This is a genomic window from Romboutsia hominis, from assembly GCF_900002575.1.
In the GTDB taxonomy this organism is placed as follows: Bacteria; Bacillota; Clostridia; order Peptostreptococcales; family Peptostreptococcaceae; genus Romboutsia_C; species Romboutsia_C hominis.
Window position 1 is genome coordinate 747,946 of record NZ_LN650648.1, and the last position, 22,007, is coordinate 769,952.

General features: G+C 25.4%; 27 protein-coding genes and 1 riboswitch. All 27 genes read left to right on the forward strand.

All coding sequences use genetic code 11. The features are described from left to right. Positions 1-6: 6 nt before the first annotated feature. Positions 7-174 carry a hypothetical protein gene (locus FRIFI_RS15350; protein ID WP_330405576.1) on the forward strand — a complete coding sequence of 56 codons (168 nt, stop codon included), beginning with the start codon at positions 7-9 and terminating at the stop codon, positions 172-174. Continuing rightward, the gene (locus tag FRIFI_RS15355) at positions 158-289 is read left to right on the forward strand and encodes a hypothetical protein (RefSeq protein ID WP_330405577.1); all 132 of its coding nucleotides are present in this window, start codon (positions 158-160) and stop codon (positions 287-289) included. Before FRIFI_RS15350 ends, FRIFI_RS15355 begins: the two co-directional genes overlap by 17 nt. Before the next feature lie 32 nt (positions 290-321). Continuing rightward, positions 322-498, forward strand: coding sequence for a hypothetical protein (locus tag FRIFI_RS15360; RefSeq protein ID WP_330405609.1), 177 nt, complete (start codon positions 322-324; stop codon positions 496-498). A gap of 338 nt (positions 499-836) precedes the next feature. Beyond that, positions 837-938, forward strand: a riboswitch (purine riboswitch). A 152-nt stretch (positions 939-1,090) separates the two neighbouring features. Then, positions 1,091-1,663 carry a xanthine phosphoribosyltransferase gene (locus FRIFI_RS03480; RefSeq protein WP_092926942.1) on the forward strand — a complete coding sequence of 191 codons (573 nt, stop codon included), beginning with the start codon at positions 1,091-1,093 and terminating at the stop codon, positions 1,661-1,663. A 319-nt stretch (positions 1,664-1,982) separates the two neighbouring features. Then, positions 1,983-2,633, forward strand: a complete 651-nt coding sequence (fsa, locus tag FRIFI_RS03485; protein ID WP_092926940.1) for a fructose-6-phosphate aldolase — start codon at positions 1,983-1,985, stop codon at positions 2,631-2,633. 216 nt (positions 2,634-2,849) lie between these two features. Next, a complete protein-coding gene (locus tag FRIFI_RS03490) occupies positions 2,850-3,551 on the forward strand; it encodes a hypothetical protein (protein WP_092926938.1) in 702 nt (233 codons plus the stop codon). Between the two features lie 205 nt (positions 3,552-3,756). Beyond that, on the forward strand, positions 3,757-4,773 hold the full coding sequence (locus FRIFI_RS03495) for a sensor histidine kinase (RefSeq protein WP_166504979.1): 1,017 nt from the start codon (positions 3,757-3,759) through the stop codon (positions 4,771-4,773). Positions 4,774-4,898: 125 nt separating this feature from the next. Then, on the forward strand, positions 4,899-5,585 hold the full coding sequence (locus tag FRIFI_RS03500; RefSeq protein WP_092926934.1) for a lytic transglycosylase domain-containing protein: 687 nt from the start codon (positions 4,899-4,901) through the stop codon (positions 5,583-5,585). Positions 5,586-5,764: 179 nt separating this feature from the next. Then, a complete protein-coding gene (locus tag FRIFI_RS03505) occupies positions 5,765-7,072 on the forward strand; it encodes a GGDEF domain-containing phosphodiesterase (RefSeq protein WP_166504980.1) in 1,308 nt (435 codons plus the stop codon). Between the two features lie 93 nt (positions 7,073-7,165). Further along, the gene (locus FRIFI_RS03510; RefSeq protein WP_092926930.1) at positions 7,166-7,588 is read left to right on the forward strand and encodes a YaaR family protein; all 423 of its coding nucleotides are present in this window, start codon (positions 7,166-7,168) and stop codon (positions 7,586-7,588) included. 11 nt (positions 7,589-7,599) lie between these two features. Continuing rightward, on the forward strand, positions 7,600-7,920 hold the full coding sequence (locus FRIFI_RS03515; protein ID WP_092926928.1) for a FliM/FliN family flagellar motor switch protein: 321 nt from the start codon (positions 7,600-7,602) through the stop codon (positions 7,918-7,920). Positions 7,921-7,953: 33 nt separating this feature from the next. After that, a complete protein-coding gene (gene flgM, locus FRIFI_RS03520; RefSeq protein ID WP_166504981.1) occupies positions 7,954-8,226 on the forward strand; it encodes a flagellar biosynthesis anti-sigma factor FlgM in 273 nt (90 codons plus the stop codon). Continuing rightward, positions 8,223-8,636, forward strand: a complete 414-nt coding sequence (locus FRIFI_RS03525) for a flagellar protein FlgN (RefSeq protein ID WP_166504982.1) — start codon at positions 8,223-8,225, stop codon at positions 8,634-8,636. The genes flgM and FRIFI_RS03525 overlap by 4 nt, the downstream gene beginning before the upstream one ends. 17 nt (positions 8,637-8,653) lie before the next feature. Then, entirely contained in the window at positions 8,654-9,937 is a 1,284-nt protein-coding gene (gene flgK, locus FRIFI_RS03530; protein ID WP_166504983.1) for a flagellar hook-associated protein FlgK, read from the forward strand. 9 nt (positions 9,938-9,946) lie between these two features. After that, positions 9,947-10,879 carry a flagellin N-terminal helical domain-containing protein gene (locus tag FRIFI_RS03535; protein ID WP_166504984.1) on the forward strand — a complete coding sequence of 311 codons (933 nt, stop codon included), beginning with the start codon at positions 9,947-9,949 and terminating at the stop codon, positions 10,877-10,879. A gap of 13 nt (positions 10,880-10,892) precedes the next feature. Beyond that, the gene (gene fliW, locus FRIFI_RS03540; protein WP_166504985.1) at positions 10,893-11,288 is read left to right on the forward strand and encodes a flagellar assembly protein FliW; all 396 of its coding nucleotides are present in this window, start codon (positions 10,893-10,895) and stop codon (positions 11,286-11,288) included. Further along, the gene (gene csrA, locus FRIFI_RS03545) at positions 11,275-11,487 is read left to right on the forward strand and encodes a carbon storage regulator CsrA (protein ID WP_092926915.1); all 213 of its coding nucleotides are present in this window, start codon (positions 11,275-11,277) and stop codon (positions 11,485-11,487) included. Before fliW ends, csrA begins: the two co-directional genes overlap by 14 nt. Positions 11,488-11,500: 13 nt before the next feature. Further along, positions 11,501-11,884, forward strand: coding sequence for a flagellar export chaperone FliS (fliS, locus tag FRIFI_RS03550; RefSeq protein ID WP_092926913.1), 384 nt, complete (start codon positions 11,501-11,503; stop codon positions 11,882-11,884). Between the two features lie 11 nt (positions 11,885-11,895). Beyond that, positions 11,896-13,467: a flagellar filament capping protein FliD gene (fliD, locus tag FRIFI_RS03555; protein WP_166504986.1), complete on the forward strand. Its 1,572-nt coding sequence runs from the start codon at positions 11,896-11,898 to the stop codon at positions 13,465-13,467. Positions 13,468-13,483: 16 nt separating this feature from the next. Then, complete coding sequence (locus FRIFI_RS03560) at positions 13,484-13,804, forward strand: hypothetical protein (protein ID WP_166504987.1); 321 nt, start codon at positions 13,484-13,486, stop codon at positions 13,802-13,804. 117 nt (positions 13,805-13,921) lie between these two features. After that, on the forward strand, positions 13,922-14,728 hold the full coding sequence (locus FRIFI_RS03565) for a flagellin N-terminal helical domain-containing protein (RefSeq protein WP_166504988.1): 807 nt from the start codon (positions 13,922-13,924) through the stop codon (positions 14,726-14,728). Between the two features lie 137 nt (positions 14,729-14,865). Continuing rightward, positions 14,866-15,669: a flagellin N-terminal helical domain-containing protein gene (locus FRIFI_RS03570; RefSeq protein ID WP_166504989.1), complete on the forward strand. Its 804-nt coding sequence runs from the start codon at positions 14,866-14,868 to the stop codon at positions 15,667-15,669. A gap of 85 nt (positions 15,670-15,754) precedes the next feature. Beyond that, positions 15,755-17,989: a glycosyltransferase gene (locus FRIFI_RS03575; protein ID WP_166504990.1), complete on the forward strand. Its 2,235-nt coding sequence runs from the start codon at positions 15,755-15,757 to the stop codon at positions 17,987-17,989. A 37-nt stretch (positions 17,990-18,026) separates the two neighbouring features. Then, a complete protein-coding gene (locus tag FRIFI_RS03580) occupies positions 18,027-18,629 on the forward strand; it encodes an HAD-IB family phosphatase (RefSeq protein WP_166504991.1) in 603 nt (200 codons plus the stop codon). Then, complete coding sequence (locus tag FRIFI_RS03585; RefSeq protein ID WP_166504992.1) at positions 18,602-19,252, forward strand: NTP transferase domain-containing protein; 651 nt, start codon at positions 18,602-18,604, stop codon at positions 19,250-19,252. Before FRIFI_RS03580 ends, FRIFI_RS03585 begins: the two co-directional genes overlap by 28 nt. A 273-nt stretch (positions 19,253-19,525) precedes the next feature. Beyond that, positions 19,526-20,050: a class I SAM-dependent methyltransferase gene (locus FRIFI_RS03590; protein ID WP_240276285.1), complete on the forward strand. Its 525-nt coding sequence runs from the start codon at positions 19,526-19,528 to the stop codon at positions 20,048-20,050. A 65-nt stretch (positions 20,051-20,115) separates the two neighbouring features. Further along, positions 20,116-21,594: a CDP-glycerol glycerophosphotransferase family protein gene (locus tag FRIFI_RS03595; RefSeq protein ID WP_166504993.1), complete on the forward strand. Its 1,479-nt coding sequence runs from the start codon at positions 20,116-20,118 to the stop codon at positions 21,592-21,594. The last annotated feature ends 413 nt before the right edge of the window (positions 21,595-22,007 follow it).

Genomic DNA, 22,007 nt, shown 5'->3' on the forward strand with positions numbered 1-22,007 from the left:
AAAGAAATGATACTTGCAACAACAGGAACTAGTGCAACTAATAGAATAGAGTCTATGGTTAGAAATGCAATATGTGGTATAGCTACTGCAAAAAGCATAGGTATAAGAAATCCAAAGGAGTTATACTTAATGTTGATGGTGCTAGACAAGTTGAAAAATGCTTATATTATCTAGGGCATCAGGAATTCTAGTAGTAAAAAACGCAATAAAGTATGCTTATGATATAGTAAAAGGAAGTATAAGTGAATTAATTAAAAATGAATTTGAAATACTAAAAAAGCTAAATTAAATGATATAATATCTAAATCTACAAAAAAAGAAATAAAAGCAAAACAAGAAGTTAAAATGCCTAAAAAAGAAATAGTTACAGAACAAATAAGTGGAATAGATATTATGGATTTAGATGATGCAATCATAGATTTATGGGAAAATGATATATATGCAGAAAGTGGTATGGGTTGTACAGGACCTATAGTTTTAATTAATATAATTTTATAGTTTATATTAATATTTAATGAAAAAGTAGGCAATATAGAATTAACATATAAAATAAAAACTACAAACACATTAACTAGATATGAAGAAGGTACTATAACTCAAGTTCTAAATCAAAATTGGAGAAAAGTGGTGACTTTTAAATAAATTGAACGAAGACCCTTATATAAAGAAGTTAATGGATAATTATTAAAAGATTACAATACTTTTGAAAGAAAAGGAGAAGTAAAAATATTTATACTATTAAAATTAGAATATAGCTTAGATGCTAGTGAAAGTGTTTAATTTAAATAAAACTATATTGAATAAAGTAAATATATATAATATAATTATATAAATAAATAGATACATAAAAAACTACCTGTATATTTTTGAAGATATGGTTCAAATGTTTCTACATAGCTACCGTAAATAGCTTGACTACAGGAGCTTAATATAAAGTATAGTTTTATTTAGTAATATAATCATTGTTAGTAATTTTAATATTTACATAATGACTATTTCTATATATTTAACTAGATTATTAACTCCTGTCTATAAATAGAGAGGAGTTTTTTATTAGATCAGAGTTAAACATAATGTTTGGAGGATAAATATGGAATTACTACAAGAGAAAATATTAAAAGATGGAAGAATAGAAGGAAATGATATATTAAAAGTTGATAACTTTTTAAATCATCAATTAGATATAGCTTTTTTAAATGAAATGGGAAAAGAGTTTAAAAATAGATTTAAAGATGAAAAAATAGATAAAATATTAACAATAGAAGCTTCAGGAATAGCAATAGCTTCAATAGCATCACAACATTTTGGAAATGTGCCTGTGGTTTTTGCTAAAAAAGTAGAATCTAAGAACTTAGATAAAGAAGTATATGAAACAAAAGTATATTCATTTACAAAAGGAAAAGAATATAGTGTAAAAGTATCTAAAAGATATTTAAATGAAGGTGAAAATATACTAGTTCTAGATGATTTTTTAGCAAATGGGAGAGCAGCAATTGGTCTTAAAGATTTAGTAGATCAAGCAGGAGCTAATTTAGTAGGAGTTGGTATAGCTATAGAAAAAGGATTCCAAGAAGGAAGAGAACTTTTATTAAGTAAAGGTATAAGACTTGAATCATTAGCAATACTTGATTCTATAGAAAATGGAGTTATAAAATTTAGATAATATAATATTTAAAATAAAATAGAAATTTAATTTAGATTATAATATAAAAGTATAGGATAAAGTATTTAATATGTTATTTGTCCTATACTTTTTTATTACTTACAATTAGAGAATATATAATATGTAGGATTTTTAGATTTATATAATAAAATATAAGAAGTTAAATAATTAATTAACGTGAAAAAATATGTATAATATGGTATATTATATAAATGATATTACTTATTAGAATATTTAATTATGACTAGTAAATAATATTAACTATAATATATAAACAAAAAATAATATAAATATATAAATAAGTTTTAGGAGGGCTAATATGAAATTTTTCGTAGATACAGCCAATGTAGAAGAAATAAGAGAAGCAAATGATTTAGGTGTAATATGTGGTGTTACAACAAACCCATCATTAATAGCTAAAGAAGGAAGAGACTTTATAGAAGTAGTAAAAGAAATAACAGAAATAGTAGACGGGCCTATAAGTGCAGAGGTTATAAGCTTAGATGCAAAAGGAATGGTAGAAGAAGCTGATAAACTATCTAAAATACATAAAAATATAGTAATAAAATTACCTATGACAGAAGAAGGACTAAAAGCTACTAAAATATTATCTCAAAAAGGGATAAAAACTAATGTAACTTTAATATTTAGTTCTGTTCAAGCTCTTTTAGCAGCTAGAGCAGGAGCTACATATGTAAGCCCATTCGTTGGAAGACTTGATGACATAGGTCAAAATGGACTTGAATTAATAGAAGAAGTAGTGGATATATTTGCACAAAATGATATAGATACACAAATAATAGTTGCAAGTGTTAGAAATCCAATACACGTATCACAAGCTGCAAGATTAGGAGCAGATATAGCAACAGTTCCACTTAAAGTTATAAAGCAAATGACTAAACATCCTTTAACAGATAAAGGAATAGAGAGCTTTATAAAAGACTGGGAAGGTGCTTCATTAAAATTATAATATATAAAGGGTATGCAAATTTGCATACCCTTTTTAATTATTTAAAAACATGTTTTAACAAAGGTTACACCGCTGTAACTTTAATTACGAATTTGTAATCTAAAGTAACAGCGGTGTAACTGTTATATATTATTTTACTATGGTAATATAAATACATAGAAAGAAATAAAACAAAAATTTACATAAATTTATATAAAGGAAAAGGATGTGATCTAAATGAAAAGAGCTATAACAGCATTATCAGTATTATGTGGAGGAATGTTATTTATGAGTCCAATAAACAACATAATATTTGCACAAAATTCTAATAAAAAACCTGCTACAGAAGTAGTTGAAAATATAAATAACAATGCTAAAGAAGAAGTAACAAAGCAAGAAAATAAAGATAATTTACAAAAGGAAGTAAAAAAAGTTGAAAAACAAGAAATAGTTACAAATAATAAATTAAACAATCAAAATGATTACATAGATAAAAAACAAAGTAAAATAGATAACAAAGAAAATGTAGTAACTAAAGAAGAAACTAAAACTACTGAAAATAATCAAGTAGTAGAAAAACCACAAGTATCTGAAGATAAAAAAGTTGAAGATAATAAAATTGAGGACAATAAAGTTCAAGAAGAAAACAAAGTAGTTTCAAATGATAAAGTACAATCAGATATAAAAGAAGAAAGTAAAGTTGAAGTTATAGAAGTATTAAACAAAGAACAAGCTAAAGAATTAATACAAATGTATAATCAAGGTGTAAACTATACTTACGAAGGTGATGAAAATAACTTTAATGCGTTAAAAGAAAAAGGTTTAAGTGGATATGTATTCTTCCCAGATTATGATACTGATTTAGGATTTTTTGTTGATAAGAATACATCAAATATATACTACTTCCATCCAAGTGGATACCTTAAATTAGCTATATAAGATAATTAATATAAAACTCCAAATTAAAACTTAAAGAAATAGCATCTTTTTTAATTAAAAAGATGCTATTTTTATGTATTGATTTAAATTTATTAATTTATATGATTAGATAACTTACTTATTAAAATATATTAAGAGGCTTAAGTTGATATATAATATAAAAGATAGGACAAAATAATAAATAACAATATGTTAGGAGAGCAAAATGAGTGTATATGAATATTTAAAGCAGAGGACATTATTTTTTATAGTGAATATAGTACTATTTTTAATCACAGCAAGTATAATGTTATTTGTTAAAGTTAATATAAGCATTATAACTATGGTGTTTTTAATATGGTTTACACCAATTAGTATATATATATTAATGGAGATGATAAAGCATAAAAAATATTATGATGAACTTGTAAGTATAAGTGAAAACTTAGATAAGAAATATTTAATATCTGAAGTAATAAGTGAGCCAGAATTTATAGAGGGTAAATTGGTATATAATATTTTAAAATCAAGCAATCGCAATATGCAAGAACATGTTAAGTATTTTAAAAATATGCAAAGTGAGTATCAAGAATACATAGAAACATGGGTACATGAAATAAAAACACCTATAGCGTCGTTAATGCTTATAATGGAAAATCATGAAGACAATATACCAAATAGTATGAAGTATGAAGTAAAAAAAATAGAAAATTATATAGATCAAGTTCTATATTACTCAAGAAGTAATGATGTTAGTAAAGACTATATAATAAAAAAATTTAATCTTGAAAGAATAATTAGGTGCGCAATAAGGAAAAATGCAAGTGATTTTATAAATAAAAGAATAGGGATAGATATAAAAGAAATTAATTTTAATGTATACAGTGATGAAAAATGGGTTGAATTTATATTAAATCAAATTATAAATAATGCTATAAAGTATTCAAAAGAAAGTGAAGGAAAAGTATCAATAAACGCAGTAAAAAATAAAAATAATATAATATTAAGTATAAAAGACAATGGAGTAGGGATAAATGAAAAGGATATAGAGAGAGTTTTTGAAAAAGGGTTTACAGGTGAAAATGGAAGAATATTTGGAAAGTCAACTGGTATAGGACTTTATCTATGCAAAAAACTTTGTGATAAGTTAGGTTTAGGGATAAATATAGTATCAAAACAGCAAGAAGGAACAGAAATAAGAATAATATTTCCTGTTGGAAAAGATGATATAAGAAAAAATTAAAATTTAAATTAGTAAGAGTTAGATTTATAAAATCTAACTCTTTAATTTTTATACAGATAATTAATATATAAAGAATTGATAAAAAATACCGTATTATTAAAAATAAAAAAATACAGGGAGGCATTATGGTTAATGGTATAAATTTATTTAGCAATATAGCTAATAGTAGTATTAATACTCAAAATAAGTGTGGGTGTTGCTGCGAAAAAAATAGTTCCTTTGATGAGTTAATGCTAAATTTAGTATTAACTTTGTTAGATGAAGAAAATTATAATTTAGTAAGTAATTTAAGTGATGCAGTAAGAAAAAAGCAACAAGAGAATAGCATAGTTAAAGAGAGAAATTTAGGTTTAGAAACCATTAATAGTTCTCAAAATTTAAAAAAAGTAAGCGTAACAGCAAGTGATAAAGATACTAAAAGTGAAATAGAAAGTGCAGTAAAAATTGCTTCGAGCAAATATGGTATAGATGAAAATTTAATAAAAGCTGTAATAAAAGTAGAATCTGATTTTAATCCAAACTGTGTATCATCGGCTGGAGCAAAAGGGCTTATGCAACTTATGCCTTGTAATATAAAGGATTTAGGTGTTAAAAATCCATTTGATATAAAAGAAAATATAGATGCTGGGACAAGACATTTAAAAGAATATATAGATAAATACCATGGAAATATCGAAATGGGTCTTATGGCATATAATGGAGGACCAACAAGAATGGTAAAAAGAGGAGTTAGATCTGTAAATGATATTTATAAGATGCCAAAAGAAACTCAAAATTATGTACCTAAAGTTATGAAATATTACAGAGCATAAAAAATTAAAACATATATGAAATATAAAAATTGAAGGTTCAAAGTTAGTTTTTAAACAGTCTTTTTATTTATAATTTATAAATATCTATCAAAAGTCTATATAAATTAAGTTATAGTTAATCGAATATAATTTAGGGATTTGATTAATAAATTAAATGTTAAATTAATTGGGAGATAAAAATGAAAACAAGCAGAAAGATATTGAAATTAGATAAAACTTTATTAAATAAATGTAGACGTAGGGAGAGAATTTCCTTAAATAAGCATGATCATTTAACTAAAGCTTATAATAGAAATTATTTTTTTAATTATATAGAAAAAAAGGTAAATGGAACTCTTATAAACATTAAGGTTATGTCAATTAAATTTTTAAATTCAAATATTGGCATAAAATATGGGGATGAAGCATTAAAATTAATAGCTAAAATTTTAATGAATATGAAAACAAGTAGTATAGTATGTCGACTATCTGGATCTACTTTTGGGGTATATATAGAACAAACAGATATAAATTACGTTAAAAATATAATTGAAGAGATGATTAATAAGATCTCCAATGTAAATATAGGAATTGAAACTGTAAAAATTTCTACAAATATATCATCTGTTATTTATAAAAATGGTGATTTTGATACAAAAGATGCGATTTCTAAATTATCAATATCTATGTCAAATTCTATAAAAAAGGGTGTAAATAAGTTTGAAATATATAATGAAAGGCATGATTTACGCATAAATATAGACACTATAGAGAGTGCTATCTTAAATGAAGAAATTACACTTTATTATCAACCAAAAATAGATATAAAAACAAAGAAAATAAATGGAGTCGAAGCATTAATAAGATGGTTTAGCAAAGAACACGGATATATTGAACCAAATAAAATCATACAATTTGCAGAAAGTTCAGGATATATAAATACCTTATGGAAATGGGTTATGAGAAAAGCTTGTGAAGATATAAATTATGTAAATACAAATTTGGGTAAAGAAATACATCTTTCTGTGAATACTTCTCCTTATCAATTAGAACATAAAGATTTCATAAAAGATATTAAAGAAGCACTAGAAGAAACTAATTTTAGAAGAGATTTATTAACAATCGAAATCACAGAAAGCGATGATATAGAGAATATAGATAATATACAAAAAATTCTAGGTGAAATGAAAGACATGGACATAAAAGTTTCCATAGATGATTTTGGAAAAGGATATAATTCTATTGATTATATAAAAAATTATAATGTTGATGAAATAAAAATAGATAAGTCTTTGGTTAAGTATTTAAGTGATAATCCTTTATTCATAAAAAATTTGATAGATATGATACATACAACCAATACTTTAGTAGTAGCAGAAGGAGTAGAAGAATATTTTGAATATAAACTACTCAAAGATATGGAGTGTGATTTTATTCAAGGGTACTATTTCCATAAACCAATGGAGCATGAAAGTTTGGTAAAAATATTGAATCAAGAGGATATATAATATATATTGTTATATAAAACTTAAGAAAAAATAAGGATATCCGTATTATTACAAAAGCAAGATAATATAAATTACAAAAATTGAGGTTTCAAAATGAAGGTAAGGAATATTGGATTAAATAAAAGTATTAATATAGAAAGTAAGGGTAAAAAAGAAAAGCTAGATTTTGAAGAAAATTTTAATCAAAGAAATAGACTGAAAAACAAAGAAGAACTCGAAGTATATATGAAAGAGATTAAAAATATAGGAGAAAAATTGGTAGTTACTAAAAATTATAGTGATATTATAGATTATAAAAAAGCTATAAAGAATTATTTGAAATCAGCCGTAGACTATGTATATAGTTTAAATAAAGATAATAGCTTTTGGGATAGAAATTATTTTACTACGGTAAGGACTATAAATGAAAAGCTAGAGGCTATAACTAGAGAACTTATTTATGAGCAAAAAGAAAATATTAGTATAGCTTCAAAAATAGATGAAATAAATGGACTTTTAGTAGATATATACATGTAAGGAGGATAACCATGAAAAATGAAGTAGATAATGTAGACGTATATGAAATAGAGTTTGAGCAGCTAAAAGAAGGTGAGAAAACTCCATTAAATAGTGCTACGGATATATTTGGAGCACTATTAGATATAACTGTATCTATGGGAAGTGCTAGTGAAAAAATAGGGAGAATTATAAACTATAAAGTTGGAGATATAATAGAACTAGATAAACAAGTAGAAGAGAATTTGGATATAAATGTAAATGGTAAAATGATAGCTAGTGGAGAAAGTATAATAATGGACAATAGACTAGCTGTTAGACTAGCTAAAATAAAAAGTGCAGATGAAGATTAATACTAATTAATCTAAATACTAAGGAGGAATATTGTGAATATAAATTTGGTTAAATTTAGAAATTTAGAAAGAGTATATAATAATAATAAAGTAGATGTTAATTATGTAAAGAATACGAAAAAAGGTGACACAGTTGAAATATCACAAATGGGAAAGTATTTAAATAAAGTAAATTCATCTAAGGAAGAAGTTAACATAGATAGAGTAAATGAAATAAAAAGTAAGATAGAATCTGGCCAATATAGAATAGATTCTAATGAATTAGCTAAGAAGATAATAGAAAAAATGAGGGGGGAGCATAATTGATTCCAGAGGTGAAAATAGTAATCTTTGAAGAAAAAAGTGTCTTAAAAAATATGCTAGATCTTTTAGATAATCAATATGAATTTATAATTAATAAAGATCTTATTAAGATAGATAAAATAGCTAAGGAATTAGATGAAGCTGCTAAAAAGTTAGCTAGATTAGAAATAAAGAGAAGAAATTTAATGGAGTCTAAGCCTAGTGTAAAGCAGTATATAGAAGATTGCAATGATGAAAATATAAAACAAGCTTATAAAGAAATAAAAGAAATATTAAATATGATAGAATTACAAAAAAAAGCAAATGAAACTCTTATAAAGCAGAGATTATTTTTCACAAAGAAGATGATAAACTGCATAAAGCCAGGAAAAAGTATTGGAACATATAATGCTTATGGTCAAGTAGGGAAGTAATTGTTTGGAGGAAAATTATGTCAGGATTACTAGGAAGTTTACAGACAGCAAAGTCAGGTATGAGTGTAAGTCAAACTTCTATACAGACTACGTCTCATAATATAAATAACATGAATACACCAGGGTACTCTAGACAAAGAGTACAACAAAGTGCAAGAAGTGCTTATAGTTACCCTGGATATAACAGTAGTATGGGTGCAGGTCAACTAGGTACAGGAGTTGAAGCAACAGATATTATAAGAATTAGAAATACATTCTTTGATTTTCAATTTAGAAATGAGTCTCACAATTATGGAAAAATAAGTACAAAAAGTGAGTATTATACTAATATGGAGACTATATTTAATGAACCATCAGACACTTCTATTTCATCATCATTAAGCAACTTTTTTAGCAGTTGGAATGAAATTTCAAAAAATCCTAATGATAGTGGATCAAAGAACACCGTAGTTCAAAATGCAAAATATTTAGCGACTAATATAAGTAATCTTAAAAATAAATTGGAAAAACTATCAAGTCAGGCAAATGATAAAATAAATAAAAATTTAAATGAAATAAACGATATGGTTGACCAATTAAGAGGATTAAATAAAAATATAAGAATAGTCGAAGGTAGTGGAAAAACACCAAATGACTTACTAGATGAAAAAGATAAAGTGTTAGATAAATTAAGTTATAAATTTAATATAGAAGATAATAATGTTAAGAATTTAATTGAAAAAAAAATAAATGATGGAACAAGTATTACATTAGAGGATATAAAAGCAATAGGAGATGTCTCAGGTGAAATACAAGGTTCTATTGATATGGTAGATAAAATTAATGAATATACGTCTAGTATAGATGATCTATCAGAAGGCATTGCCAATGGTATAAATGATGTTTTAGGAATTAATTTTTTTGAATTTGACAAAAAAGGCAGCCCATCACTTAAAGTTAATGATGATTATCTAACAGACTCAAATAAATTATCAGTTTCATCGAAAGTTGCAGGTGAAATATTTAGATTTAAAGATAAAAAAATGAAAATTGGTAATGAACCAGAAATTACCATAGATAAATTTTATAATAATATAGTTCAAAAGCTAGGTAATGAGGCGCAGGAAGTTATAAGAAATGAAAAGAATCAAAATAAAATAATAAATGAAATAGAAAATTCTAGAGCTAATGTATCTGGAGTATTATTAGATGAAGAAATGGTAAATCTTGTCCAATTTCAGCATGCATATAATGCCAGTGCAAAAGTTATATCTACTATAGATTCTTTACTAGACGTAGTAATAAATGGGTTAAAAAGATAGGAGGATAGTATGAGAATAGCCAATTCTTCAATGATAAGAAATAATATGTATGATAATCAAGAAAATCTTCAAAGAACGGACAAGCTTAATAGACAAATCAGTACAGGGAAGGTCATAAACAAAGTATCAGATGATCCATACAAAGCTATAAAAATAATGAACTTAAAAAATGAAATAAAATATACTGAAAAATATAGTTACAATATTGACGAAGCAGTAGGATGGATGAATAATACAGATTCATCTTTAGAAGAAGTAGGAACTGTATTAGGAGATATAAAAGATGAAATAATAAAGTTAGGTAATGGAACTTATTCGGCAGAAGAGATGAAATCTATAAGGGCTGAAATGAATGAAAAAATAAAAGAACTAGGTGAAACATTAAATTCAAGTCATGGTGGTAATCATATGTTTGGAGGAAGTGACGTAGAAGATTTGCCTATAATTATCGAGGAAAAAGACGGAGTAGCTAAACTTACCCTAAATTCTAAATCAAATTCACAAGACTTAAAAGCAATTATATCTGAAGGAATAGATATAGATTACAATGTATCAGCAAAAGAATTATTAAACAAAGATGGTAAAAATTTATTAGAATCTATAAATAAATTATCTACTGCTATGAATGATATAGTTAATGGTAAAGATGTAGAAACTAATAAAGCTCAAGTGTTAGGGACTATAAAAGATGATATTGATACATTGTTTAATCATTCAGTAGATATAAGAACATCATTTGGTGTAAAAGTTAATACTGCAGAAAAAATAAAAGAGCTAAATGATGAAAATATTATGAACATGAAGGATGTATTATCATTAACTCAAGATACAGATAAAGTTAGTGCATATATAGAATTAAAATCAGCTGAATTAATATACCAAATGTCAGTTCAAGTTGGAAGTAGATTGATTCAACCGAGTATAATGGATTATTTAAAATAGCTAGGAGGATCATATGGACATTTTATTTGAAAAAGGTATACCTGGATTTGAAAATTATAATACTTTTCTAGTTGAAGAAATTAAGGAAAATAAAAATTTTATTAGCATGATATCTAAGGATGACTTAAATGTAGGATTTGTTTGTGTATCTCCATTTGAGATAAAAAAAGATTATGAAATAGAATTAAATGAGGATACAATAAATGAATTAAATATAAAAGATTATAAAGATGTACTAGTATTAAGCCTAATAACATTAGGTAATAGTATAGATACAAGTACAGTTAATTTAAGAGCTCCTATTATTATTAACATAAATAATAATAGAGGAAAGCAATTGATACTAGAGGATACTAAATATAATATAAAAGAACCTTTAACAGGAAGTGAAAATAATGCTAGTAATTAGTAGAAAAAAAGATCAATCTATATTAATCGGAGATGATATAGAAGTTAAAATTATAAAAATTGAGGATGGAAGCGTAAAGATAGCCATAGAGGCACCAAAAGATAAGGTTATACTAAGAAGAGAAGTTTACGAAAGTATAAAAGAAGAGAATTCTAAGGCTATAATTAATACTAAAGATATTACAAAGTTATTTAAGTAAGAGAGGGAAAATAATGTATACAACAAATCCATATAATACATATAAGCAAAATTCAGTAAATATGGCTTCTAAAGAACAACTATTGTTGATGTTGTTAGATGGAGCAGTTAAATATACAAAAATAGCAAGAATGGCAATATTAGAAAAAAATATTTCTAGAGCTCACAATGAATTGGTTAGAGTTCAAGATATATTTTTAGAACTTATGATAACTATGGATAAAAGTGCTGGGAAATATATGGAAGATTTATATAATATATATGATTTTATAAAGGGCGAGCTTGCTAAAGCCAATATGAAAAAGGATATTAAGATAATAGATGAAGTGCTTCCTGTAATAGAAGATGTTAGAGATATGTGGTATGAGGTAGACAAAAAAATAAAGACAGGTAAGTAGGTGAATTTTATATGACAAGAGTAAATACAATAAGAATACCAGGTCTTGCAACGGGAATGGACACCGACACAGTTGTAAAGCAAATGCTTGTTGGTGAACAAAATAAAATTGATAAAGTCAAGCAAAAAGAGCAAATAGTAAAGTGGCAGCAGGAAATTTATAGAGACGTAATGAAAGATTTGAAAAATATAAATGATAAATATTTTTCAGTAACGTCTAAAGATTCAATAGTGAGTAGTAAAGCTTGGAATACATTATCAGTTCAAAGTTCTAATAGTAGTGTAATGTCAGCTACATCAAGAGCGGGAGCAGATAATATACATTATAATTTTGAAGTTAATAAAATAGCAGAACCAGCTAAAGTTGTATCTTCAAAAGACAATTTAGACAAGTTAAGTAATTTAGCGGATTTAGGAGCTAAAATAGGAGAATCATTCAAAATCTCTGTTGGAAAAGATGACAAAGGGAATACTTTATACTCAAATCCTATAAAAATAGAATCAAGTGATACTATAGAGAGTTTAGTTGATAAAATTAACAGTAACGGAAATGGAAAAATAAAGGCATCATATAGCAAGATGACTGGAAGTTTTAGTATTGAATCTTTTGACACAGGATCAAACAGTAATATTGAAATCATTTCTGAAGATGGAAGCAAATCTAATTCTCTAGCATTTTTAGGACTAAAAACAAAAAAATACAAGACAAATGCAGATGGAAGTTTTATATTAAATTCAAAGAATGAACCAGGTTTTGATATGGTTGATTTTTCAGGTATAGCAAGTGGAAGTAATTCTTATATCAAAGTCTCAGGAGATGACGGATTTAGTAAAGTAATAAATGAGCAAAAAAATAATTTCTCAATAGATGGAATAGATTATAGTATTTATAATAAAGGAACTTCTAAGATCACCTCAAAAAAGGATACAACAAAAGCACTAGATAACATGAAAGGTTTTGTACAAGATTATAATAAAATAATGGATAAAATGTATAGTCTTATAACTGAAAAATCTAAGAAAGATTATCAACCGCTTACAGAAGAACAGAAAAAGGATATGAGTGAAGAAGAAGTAAAGAAATGGGAAGCTAATGCTAAAAAAGGTATACTTCGAAATGATTCTGAGATGAGAAGATTTATAAATGATATGCAAAATGCTGTATTTGGTGATAATGTAAAAGTTTTAAGTGAAATGGGTGTAACTAGTCCACAAGACTATAATAAAAAAGGTCAGATATCATTAAATGAGGATAAATTTACTAAATCTTTAGAATATAATTCGGATAAAGTCTATAAATTATTTGCAAAAGATAAATCTAGTATAATGGGAAAAATGAATGATATTCTTAACAAGAATATAGGAGGATCATCATCTATATTTGCTAGAAAAGCTGGACTAGAGAGAACATCTTCTGTTGTGAAGAATTTTTACTCAGAACAAATAAAACGACAAGAGGATATGATAAAAAATCTTCAAAGAAAAATGGATACTAAGGAAAATGCTTTGTATAAAAAATTTGCAGACCTAGAAGCTAGTATGAATAAGCTAAATTCACAGATGAGTTATTTTATGCAGGCTTAAGGCTAGGTGGTTAAAAATGAAGGAAAGTATCAAATTATATAAAAGTTTATCATTAGATATAGTAAATAAATTAAAAAGTAGTAGTTTAATTAATATAGGTGATTTATTTGATAAAAGACAAGAAATATTAAGTAATGTACTTGACTTTGAAGCATTTAAAAGCCAGATGATCGATGAAGGAATATTAGAAATTGATAGAGAGATACATATATTACTTAGTGATAGTATAGAAAAAACTAAAGATGAGATAAAAAATCACAAACTATCAAATAGAGTAAATACCTCATATCTAAGTACGAAAAAAGAAAATTTAAATATTTTTAACAAAAAAGTATAAAGTTAATATAAATTATAACGATATATATATATGTAAGGTACTTGGCCAAGTACAAAATACACAATACAAAAGGCAAAAGACAAGGATGTCGTAAAGTCCTAAGGAGAGGAAAAAACAATGAGAATAAACACTAATATGAACGCTATGATAGCGACTAATCAAATGGCAAAAAATACTGCATTATCAGGAAAGTCTATGGAGAAATTATCAACAGGACTAAGAATAAATAAAGCAGGAGATGACGCTGCAGGTCTTGCTGTTTCAGAAAAAATGAGATCGCAAATAAGAGGGATGCAACAAGCAGATAGAAACGTACAAGATGGTATATCAATGGTACAAACAGCAGAAGGTGCATTAGAAGAAGCAGGAAATATAGCTCAAAGAATGAGAGAACTTGGAGTTCAAGCAGGAAATGACACATTATCTGCAACTGATAGAGACAAGGTAAAAGAAGAATTAACTCAATTACAACAAGAAATGAATCAAATAGGTAAAGAAACTAAGTTCAATGGTAAAAACTTATTAAGTGGAGCAGGAGCATTTACAATACAAGCTGGAGCTAATAATGAAACTAGAACTATAAATACTATAGATTTAGTAGGACAAGCTAAAACTTTAGCTAGTATGGACGTTTCTAGTAGTTCAAAAGCACAAGCTTACGTAAGTAAAGTAGATGCAGCATTAGAACAAATAAATACAGGAAGAGCTAAATTAGGAGCAACTCAAAATAGATTAGAGTATACTTCTGCTAACTTAACAACTTCTACAGAAAACTTAAGTGCAGCAGAATCAAGAATAAGAGACGTTGATGTTGCTAAAGAAATGGTTAACTTATCTAAGTTAAACATATTAAATCAAGCAGCACAAGCTATGGTTGGACAAGCTAATCAACAACCTCAAAGTGTAACTCAGTTATTAAGATAGTTTTAAAATAAGTAAATAAATTATAAATATATTAAAAAATATAAAGTATATCTATATTATGCCGATATATATAATATAGATATACTTTTATAAATAAAAGACAAGGATGTCGTAAAGTTCTAAGGAGAGAAAAAACAATGAGAATAAATACTAATATGAATGCTATGATAGCGACTAACCAAATGGCAAAAAATACTGCATTATCAGGAAAGTCTATGGAAAAATTATCAACAGGGCTAAGAATAAATAAAGCAGGAGATGACGCTGCAGGACTTGCTGTTTCAGAAAAAATGAGATCTCAAATAAGAGGAATGCAACAAGCAGATAGAAACGTACAAGATGGTATATCAATGGTACAAACAGCAGAAGGTGCATTAGAAGAAGCAGGAAATATAGCTCAAAGAATGAGAGAACTAGGAGTTCAAGCAGGAAATGATACATTAACTACAACTGATAGAGATAAGATAAAAGAAGAATTAACTCAATTACAACAAGAAATGAGCCAAATAGGTAAAGAAACTAAATTCAATGGTAAAAACTTATTAAGTGGAGCAGGTACATTTACAATACAATCAGGAGCTAATAATGAAACTAGAACTATAAATACAATAGATTTAGTTAAGACTGCAGGAAGTTTAACTATAGATGTATCTGATAATACAAAGGCTCAAGCTTTCGTAAGTACGGTAGATGCAGCATTAGAAAACATAAACACAGGAAGAGCTAAATTAGGAGCAACTCAAAATAGATTAGAGTATACTTCTGCTAACTTAACAACTTCTACAGAAAACTTAAGTGCAGCAGAATCAAGAATAAGAGATGTTGATGTTGCTAAAGAAATGGTTAATTTATCTAAGTTAAACATATTAAATCAAGCAGCACAAGCTATGGTTGGACAAGCTAACCAACAACCTCAAAGTGTAACTCAGTTATTAAGATAGCTTTATTAAGTTAAAAAATAAAGAGTAAAGCATGTGCTTTACTCTTTATTTTTAAATTTAATCACTTAAAAGGAGTATTAAATATATGCTACTAAGTATTGTAATGATGGTAAAAAATGAAGAGAGAAATTTAGATAAAACATTGAACGCACTACGTCCTTTAATGGAAGAAATAAATTCTGAATTAGTAATACTAGATACTGGATCAACTGACTCGACTGTTGATATTGCAAGAAAATATACTGATAAAGTATTTTTTGCAAAGTGGAATGATAACTTTTCAGATATGAGAAATATATCAATAAGTTATGCAAAGGGAGACTGGATACTTATATTAGATGCAGATGAAGAGTTAATTAATTATGAGAAATTAAAAGAATTCTTTGATAAAAGCTTATTCAATAAATATAATAGTGCAAGTATAAATCTAAAAAATATACTTTCGCTAGATAAAAAAAGTTATAGTATGACTCCTTTAATTAGAATGTTTAAAAACTCAAAAGATTTTAGATATGAAGGAGCAATACACGAACAACCAAAATTTAAACATCCTATATATAACAATGTAGCTTTATTTGATCACTATGGATATTTATTTGAAAATGAAGAAATCAAACAATTAAAAGATAATAGAAATAAAAATATTTTATTAAAAGAAATAAAGAAAGAACCGAATAACCCATATATTAACTATCAATTAGGAAAAACTTATTCTATATCTAAAAACTATGAAGATGCAATATATTATATGGAAAAAGGGTATGATTTGTATACAAAAATTAAATATATACCAATATTTGTAACATTAGATTTAGCTATGCTTTATTTAGAAATGAATGAGTTTGACAAATGTGAAAGTTTATGCACTAAGTATATAAAAAATGATAATAAAAATATAGATATATATTATTACCTAGCGACAAGTCAAAAATATTTAAGAAAATATAAGCGAAGCTTAGAAAATTATAAAAGGTATTTATATCTTATAGAAAATTATGATATATCTACACAAGCTAATGCTGTTGAGTGTAATGCAGATACATTAATACACCAAGATAAAGCTAAAGTTAACATTATTGATATTTATTACAAATTAGAGATGTATCAAGAGATAATAAATAATATAGATGATATAAATATTAATATTTTAGAACAAGCTTACTTAGTTATATTTATGAGTTTATATAAATTAAATCAAGAAGAAAAAATCATTGAAATATATAAAAATCTTTCATCTTGTATAGTACAGCAAAATAAATTTAAAGTTGCGTTAGAAAGTATACTAAAAAGAATAAAAGAAGAAGATTTGCCTAAAATGTATAAAATGCTTTCTAAAATAGATGGAAATTACGGTACTTTAAATAAAATAAGATTAGGTGAAAAATTAACGATTGAACAATATAATGAGATACTAACAAAAGAGCAAGAAATATATTATGCAGATATAATATATTATGCTATGAAAGAAAATCTACAATTAGAAGATATATTAAAAAATATAAGTAACTTAAAAATGCAAGGTTATATAGATTATTTAGTTTCAAATAAAAGAGATTTTATATTTGATTTATATGATTACTTAGACAATACTTTAAATACTTTAGACATAAAGAAACTTCAAATTTATAGTTGTGTATCTAAATCATTGTTAACATATGGTGGTTTAGTTGGTAAAAAGTATGAAAATTTATTTTTAATGTATATAACTTATACTTATGATTATTTGAAGCAATTATATAATACAGACTTAGAAGATGATGATTTACTAAATTTATTGAAAAATGAAGATGAAATATTCATTATAAGTATAAATAGAGCTCAAAAACTTAGTAAAACTGATAAATTAGAGTATGTAAAAAAAATGAAAGACTTATTAATAAAAAATCAAAAATACAAAAAGGGAATAGAAATATTAATAGAGAAATTTAAAAATGAATTTGATATAAATGAAGAGCTAAATGGTCTTAAAAAACAATATAAATCGATAATTCAAAATGACATAGAGGTAGGAAATATTATTGGAGCTAAAGAAAATATATATGAATATGAAAGTATATTTGAAGAAGAAGAGGCAGAGATACTAAATTTAAAAGCAATTATAAAAATGTTAGAAGGAAAGTTCGAAGAATCTGATAAAATGTTTAAAAATTCATATTTATTAGATAGATACAATTATAATGTGGTTTTTAATATAGGGTGCATAAAAGAAATATTAGGACAATATGAAGATGCCACTAAATATTTTGAATTAATAGTAAAAAACTGTGAAGACGAAAACATAGTTCTAGAATCAAAAGAAAAAATTATGATTATAAATTAAAATATACAAAAATTATGTCATAAGAGGAGGCTCAAATTTGAGTAAATATAAATTTGTATTTGACCTAGATTCAACATTAACAAAACAGGAAATACTTCCTGAAATGGCAAAGTATATTGGATGTCATGAAAGTATTAGCAAAATAACAGAAGATACTATGTTAGGTAAGTTGTCTTTTGAAGAAAGTTTTCTAAAACGAATTGAAATATTAAAAGAGATACCTATAAAAAAAGTACGTAATATAGTTAAAAATATAACATTAAATGAAGAATTAATTAAATTTATTTTAGAGAATATAGATAGATGTATTATAATAACTGGTAATCTAGATATCTGGATTTGTGAACTCATGGATATGTTAGGTTTAAATGATATATATTATTCATCAAAGGCTTTAACGGATGGTCAATATATTAAATCAGTTGTAAATGTTATAAAAAAGGAAGATATAATAAAAGAAATAGATGGACCAGTAGTAGCTATTGGAGATGGAAGTAATGACTCAAAAATGATAGAGTATGCTGATATAGGAATTGGATTTGGTGCTGTTAGACCAATAGCTCCGAGTGTATTAAATGTTTGTGACTATGCGTTTTATGAGGAGGAGAAATTATGTCAGTTTCTAAAACGATTATTATAAGTTGCGCAGGAATGGGAACTAGATTAGGTCTAAATACTAATAAATCATTAATTGATATTGATGGAAAACCATTAATAATAAGACAATTAGAATGTTTAGACAAGTTTGATGATATAAGAATTGTTGTAGGATATCAAGCCCAAGAAGTTATTGACGTAGTTTGTTCATATAGAAAAGATATTACTTTTGTGTTTAATCATGATTATACTAATACAAAAACTGCTGCTAGTTTATCACTAGGGAAAAAACATTCTAATGAGATGATTATATCATTAGATGGAGATGTATTATTTAAACCTGAAGACCTCGAAAGATTTATATTAGAAGATGATGAAGAAGCAATAGGTGTTTGTTCTCCATATACTAATGAACCAGTATATATAGATACTGAATTTATAGATGGAACTGAACATGCAGTTAGTTTTTCAAGACAACATGGAAAGTATGAATGGACTGGGTTGTTTAAAATATATGCACATAAACTTAATAGCGGAAATGACCATGTATATAAAATGATAACACCTAATTTACCTTTAAAAGTAGTTCATGTAAATTTAAAGGAAATAGATAATATGAATGAATATAAAAAAGCTTTAGATTGGTATAAAAATGGATACAAATAAAATCGGTTAAATATGAATTTATAATCAAACCTTAACTAGGAGAAATGGGATGACGAAAAAAAATACAAGGGTATATAAAGAAAACATAAATATAAATAAAAAAGTGTAAAACTATTTTGGGATAAAAGAGCAGAAAAGTACACAGAAGATAATCCTTATAAAACTGTAAAATGTAACGATAATGATTCTGAATATGCAAAATTATTAGATGAGTATGAAAAAGAGGTTATAATACCTAAATTAAAAATAGATAAAAATTCTAAAGTTTTAGATATAGGTTGTGGAGTAGGAAGATTAGCAGAAATGATAGTATTAAATAGTAAATACTATTTAGGTACTGATTTTGCAGAAGATTTACTTAATATAGCGAGAAAAAGAATAGGTTGTAATAATAGTTATGATTTTCAAATATGTGATTTTATAAATATATATGATAATGAGGTTGTAAAAAGTAATGCCCCGTTTAATAAAGTAATTTTAGCAGGTCTTATAATGTATATAAATGATGAAGAATTTAACATATGCTTTGAAAATTTACTTAAAGTCTTAGATAAAGAGGCTATGATATATATAGCATCACCAATTGCTACAAAAGAAAGATTAACCCTAGGTGATTTTTACTCTAATGAATTAAATAGTGAATATAATGTTATATATAGAACAATTGATGAATACATAGATGTTTTTAAAGTTCTTATAAATAATGGATTTAAGATTATAGAAAATGAAATGTTTCTAACTGATAAAAAACAATACAAAGAAACTGAGAGACACTATTTTATTTTAAATAGAGGTTAAACAATAAACTTATAACTAAAGTTACAATTTAAATCTTGGATTTATAGAAAGTAGTGTGATTAAAAATGAATGAAAAACAAAGAATAATAGAAATTTTAAAAACCTCAATAGAAGGGATTTCTTATATAATTAAAAATTTAAATACAGACTATGAGTTTATGTCTGAAATTTGTATACAAGCTATTAATACAGTTAAAAATAGCTTTGAAAATGCTAAAAAATGTGACGGTAGACTTTATAATCTATCAAATAGTATATTAGAAAAATTAAAAGATTTAAATAAAACAAAAGATACAGATACACTTTATGATTGCCAAGAAATTATTAATATGATAAATGATATGATAGATATTATAAATAAAAATATTAAGGAAAAATATAATATTGTTTTTATGCCATACAATGCATCTATGTGGAATAGCCTTGAAAGTATTTGGAAAGAAGCTAAAGAAGATGAAAATTGTAATTGTTATGTAGTACCAATTCCATATTATAAGTTAATTTATAATAGAAATGGGAATATGGACGCTATATTTACATATGAAGGTGATATGTTGCCTAAATATGTACCTATTACTGATTATAAAACATTTGATTTAGAAAAAATTAGTCCAGATGTTATATATATACACAATCAATATGATGAATATAATAATGCTACTAGAGTAGATAGCAACTATTTTTCTTATAATTTAAAAAAATATACAGATATGCTAGTATATGTTACTTATGGAATATTAGGTACTTATCCAATTTCATTTTATAAAGATTTTTACTCATTTATAGGAACAAGAGAATTTGATAAAGTTGTTGTACAATCTCATGCATTTGCAGACATTGCAGAATATAGTGGGGTAGCTAGAGAGAAATTATTGCCTCTTGGGTCACCTAAATTTGATGCTTTAGTTAGTAGTCTAAAATCAAATACTACAAATGACTATTATAAAAATAAATTTAAAGGTAAAAAGGTATTTTTATGGACTACAAACTTAATGAAAGTTATAAATGGAAGAGATAAAGTATTAGATGAAGTTGAAGAAGTCTTTAATAAAATTAGAAATGATTTAAACTATGGATTAATATATAGACCTCACCCACTGGAGCTGTCATATGTTAAATCAAGAGCCCCAGAATGCTATAAAAGATATAAAGAGTTATTAAGCTCAGCAAAAAATACAGAAAATATAATTATTGATAATTCACCTAGTTATTACGAAGCTTTTCAAATATCTGATGCACTAATAACAGATAGGTCTTCTGTATTAATTGAATATATGGCTACAGGAAAACCTGTTTTAATATATGACATAGAATTAAACAGAGAATACTATCATGAAAAAGTATTTGATATATTTTCTAATTATATAGTTGGTGAAGATGAAATGACTGTAGATAAATTTATAGATTTAGTAGTCAATAAAAAAGATTACAAAAAAGATAATAGAATTAATGCACTAAATACTGTTCTTTCAAATATTGATGGTAGTTGTGGAGAACAAGTTCACAAACATATAAAGCAGTGTATTGAAAATAATTATTTTTAAAATTTCACAATGATATTAAATACAAAAAGTCATGAATAACTTATTATATTAAGTAACTATTTTTACAAGACTTTTTGTATTTTATTATTAAAAATATTAAGTATTAATTAAAACAGGTATATAATTTTAACTATAAGAGTATTTATAATAATTAATAGTTTTATACATATCCCGATAAGTTCATAAAATAAATCTAAATTAAAAGTAGTTAAATTACTACTAAAGTCTTTAATCATTTTTCAAAATCATGAATTTTTATAATATTATATGAACACAATATTAAATTTTCTTTAAAGAAAGAATAAATTTTAATATTGCAAATGTTATAAAATTTATCTAAGTAAAAACTAACTTTACTATACATTTTGTTAGTATAATAAGCTTTGATTTATTAATAAGGTAGATAAGTATCA

Excerpts from the sequence above, each read along its gene's own strand:
- FRIFI_RS15350 (WP_330405576.1), top strand. The coding sequence starts at position 7 with ATGATACTTGCAACAACAGGAACTAGTGCAACTAATAGAATAGAGTCT.
- FRIFI_RS15355 (WP_330405577.1), top strand. The coding sequence starts at position 158 with ATGCTTATATTATCTAGGGCATCAGGAATTCTAGTAGTAAAAAACGCA.
- FRIFI_RS03480 (WP_092926942.1), top strand. The coding sequence starts at position 1,091 with ATGGAATTACTACAAGAGAAAATATTAAAAGATGGAAGAATAGAAGGA.
- fsa (WP_092926940.1), top strand. The coding sequence starts at position 1,983 with ATGAAATTTTTCGTAGATACAGCCAATGTAGAAGAAATAAGAGAAGCA.
- FRIFI_RS03490 (WP_092926938.1), top strand. The coding sequence starts at position 2,850 with ATGAAAAGAGCTATAACAGCATTATCAGTATTATGTGGAGGAATGTTA.
- FRIFI_RS03495 (WP_166504979.1), top strand. The coding sequence starts at position 3,757 with ATGAGTGTATATGAATATTTAAAGCAGAGGACATTATTTTTTATAGTG.
- FRIFI_RS03500 (WP_092926934.1), top strand. The coding sequence starts at position 4,899 with ATGGTTAATGGTATAAATTTATTTAGCAATATAGCTAATAGTAGTATT.
- FRIFI_RS03505 (WP_166504980.1), top strand. The coding sequence starts at position 5,765 with ATGAAAACAAGCAGAAAGATATTGAAATTAGATAAAACTTTATTAAAT.
- FRIFI_RS03510 (WP_092926930.1), top strand. The coding sequence starts at position 7,166 with ATGAAGGTAAGGAATATTGGATTAAATAAAAGTATTAATATAGAAAGT.
- FRIFI_RS03515 (WP_092926928.1), top strand. The coding sequence starts at position 7,600 with ATGAAAAATGAAGTAGATAATGTAGACGTATATGAAATAGAGTTTGAG.
- flgK (WP_166504983.1), top strand. The coding sequence starts at position 8,654 with ATGTCAGGATTACTAGGAAGTTTACAGACAGCAAAGTCAGGTATGAGT.
- FRIFI_RS03535 (WP_166504984.1), top strand. The coding sequence starts at position 9,947 with ATGAGAATAGCCAATTCTTCAATGATAAGAAATAATATGTATGATAAT.
- fliW (WP_166504985.1), top strand. The coding sequence starts at position 10,893 with ATGGACATTTTATTTGAAAAAGGTATACCTGGATTTGAAAATTATAAT.
- csrA (WP_092926915.1), top strand. The coding sequence starts at position 11,275 with ATGCTAGTAATTAGTAGAAAAAAAGATCAATCTATATTAATCGGAGAT.
- fliS (WP_092926913.1), top strand. The coding sequence starts at position 11,501 with ATGTATACAACAAATCCATATAATACATATAAGCAAAATTCAGTAAAT.
- fliD (WP_166504986.1), top strand. The coding sequence starts at position 11,896 with ATGACAAGAGTAAATACAATAAGAATACCAGGTCTTGCAACGGGAATG.
- FRIFI_RS03560 (WP_166504987.1), top strand. The coding sequence starts at position 13,484 with ATGAAGGAAAGTATCAAATTATATAAAAGTTTATCATTAGATATAGTA.
- FRIFI_RS03565 (WP_166504988.1), top strand. The coding sequence starts at position 13,922 with ATGAGAATAAACACTAATATGAACGCTATGATAGCGACTAATCAAATG.
- FRIFI_RS03570 (WP_166504989.1), top strand. The coding sequence starts at position 14,866 with ATGAGAATAAATACTAATATGAATGCTATGATAGCGACTAACCAAATG.
- FRIFI_RS03575 (WP_166504990.1), top strand. The coding sequence starts at position 15,755 with ATGCTACTAAGTATTGTAATGATGGTAAAAAATGAAGAGAGAAATTTA.
- FRIFI_RS03585 (WP_166504992.1), top strand. The coding sequence starts at position 18,602 with ATGTCAGTTTCTAAAACGATTATTATAAGTTGCGCAGGAATGGGAACT.
- FRIFI_RS03595 (WP_166504993.1), top strand. The coding sequence starts at position 20,116 with ATGAATGAAAAACAAAGAATAATAGAAATTTTAAAAACCTCAATAGAA.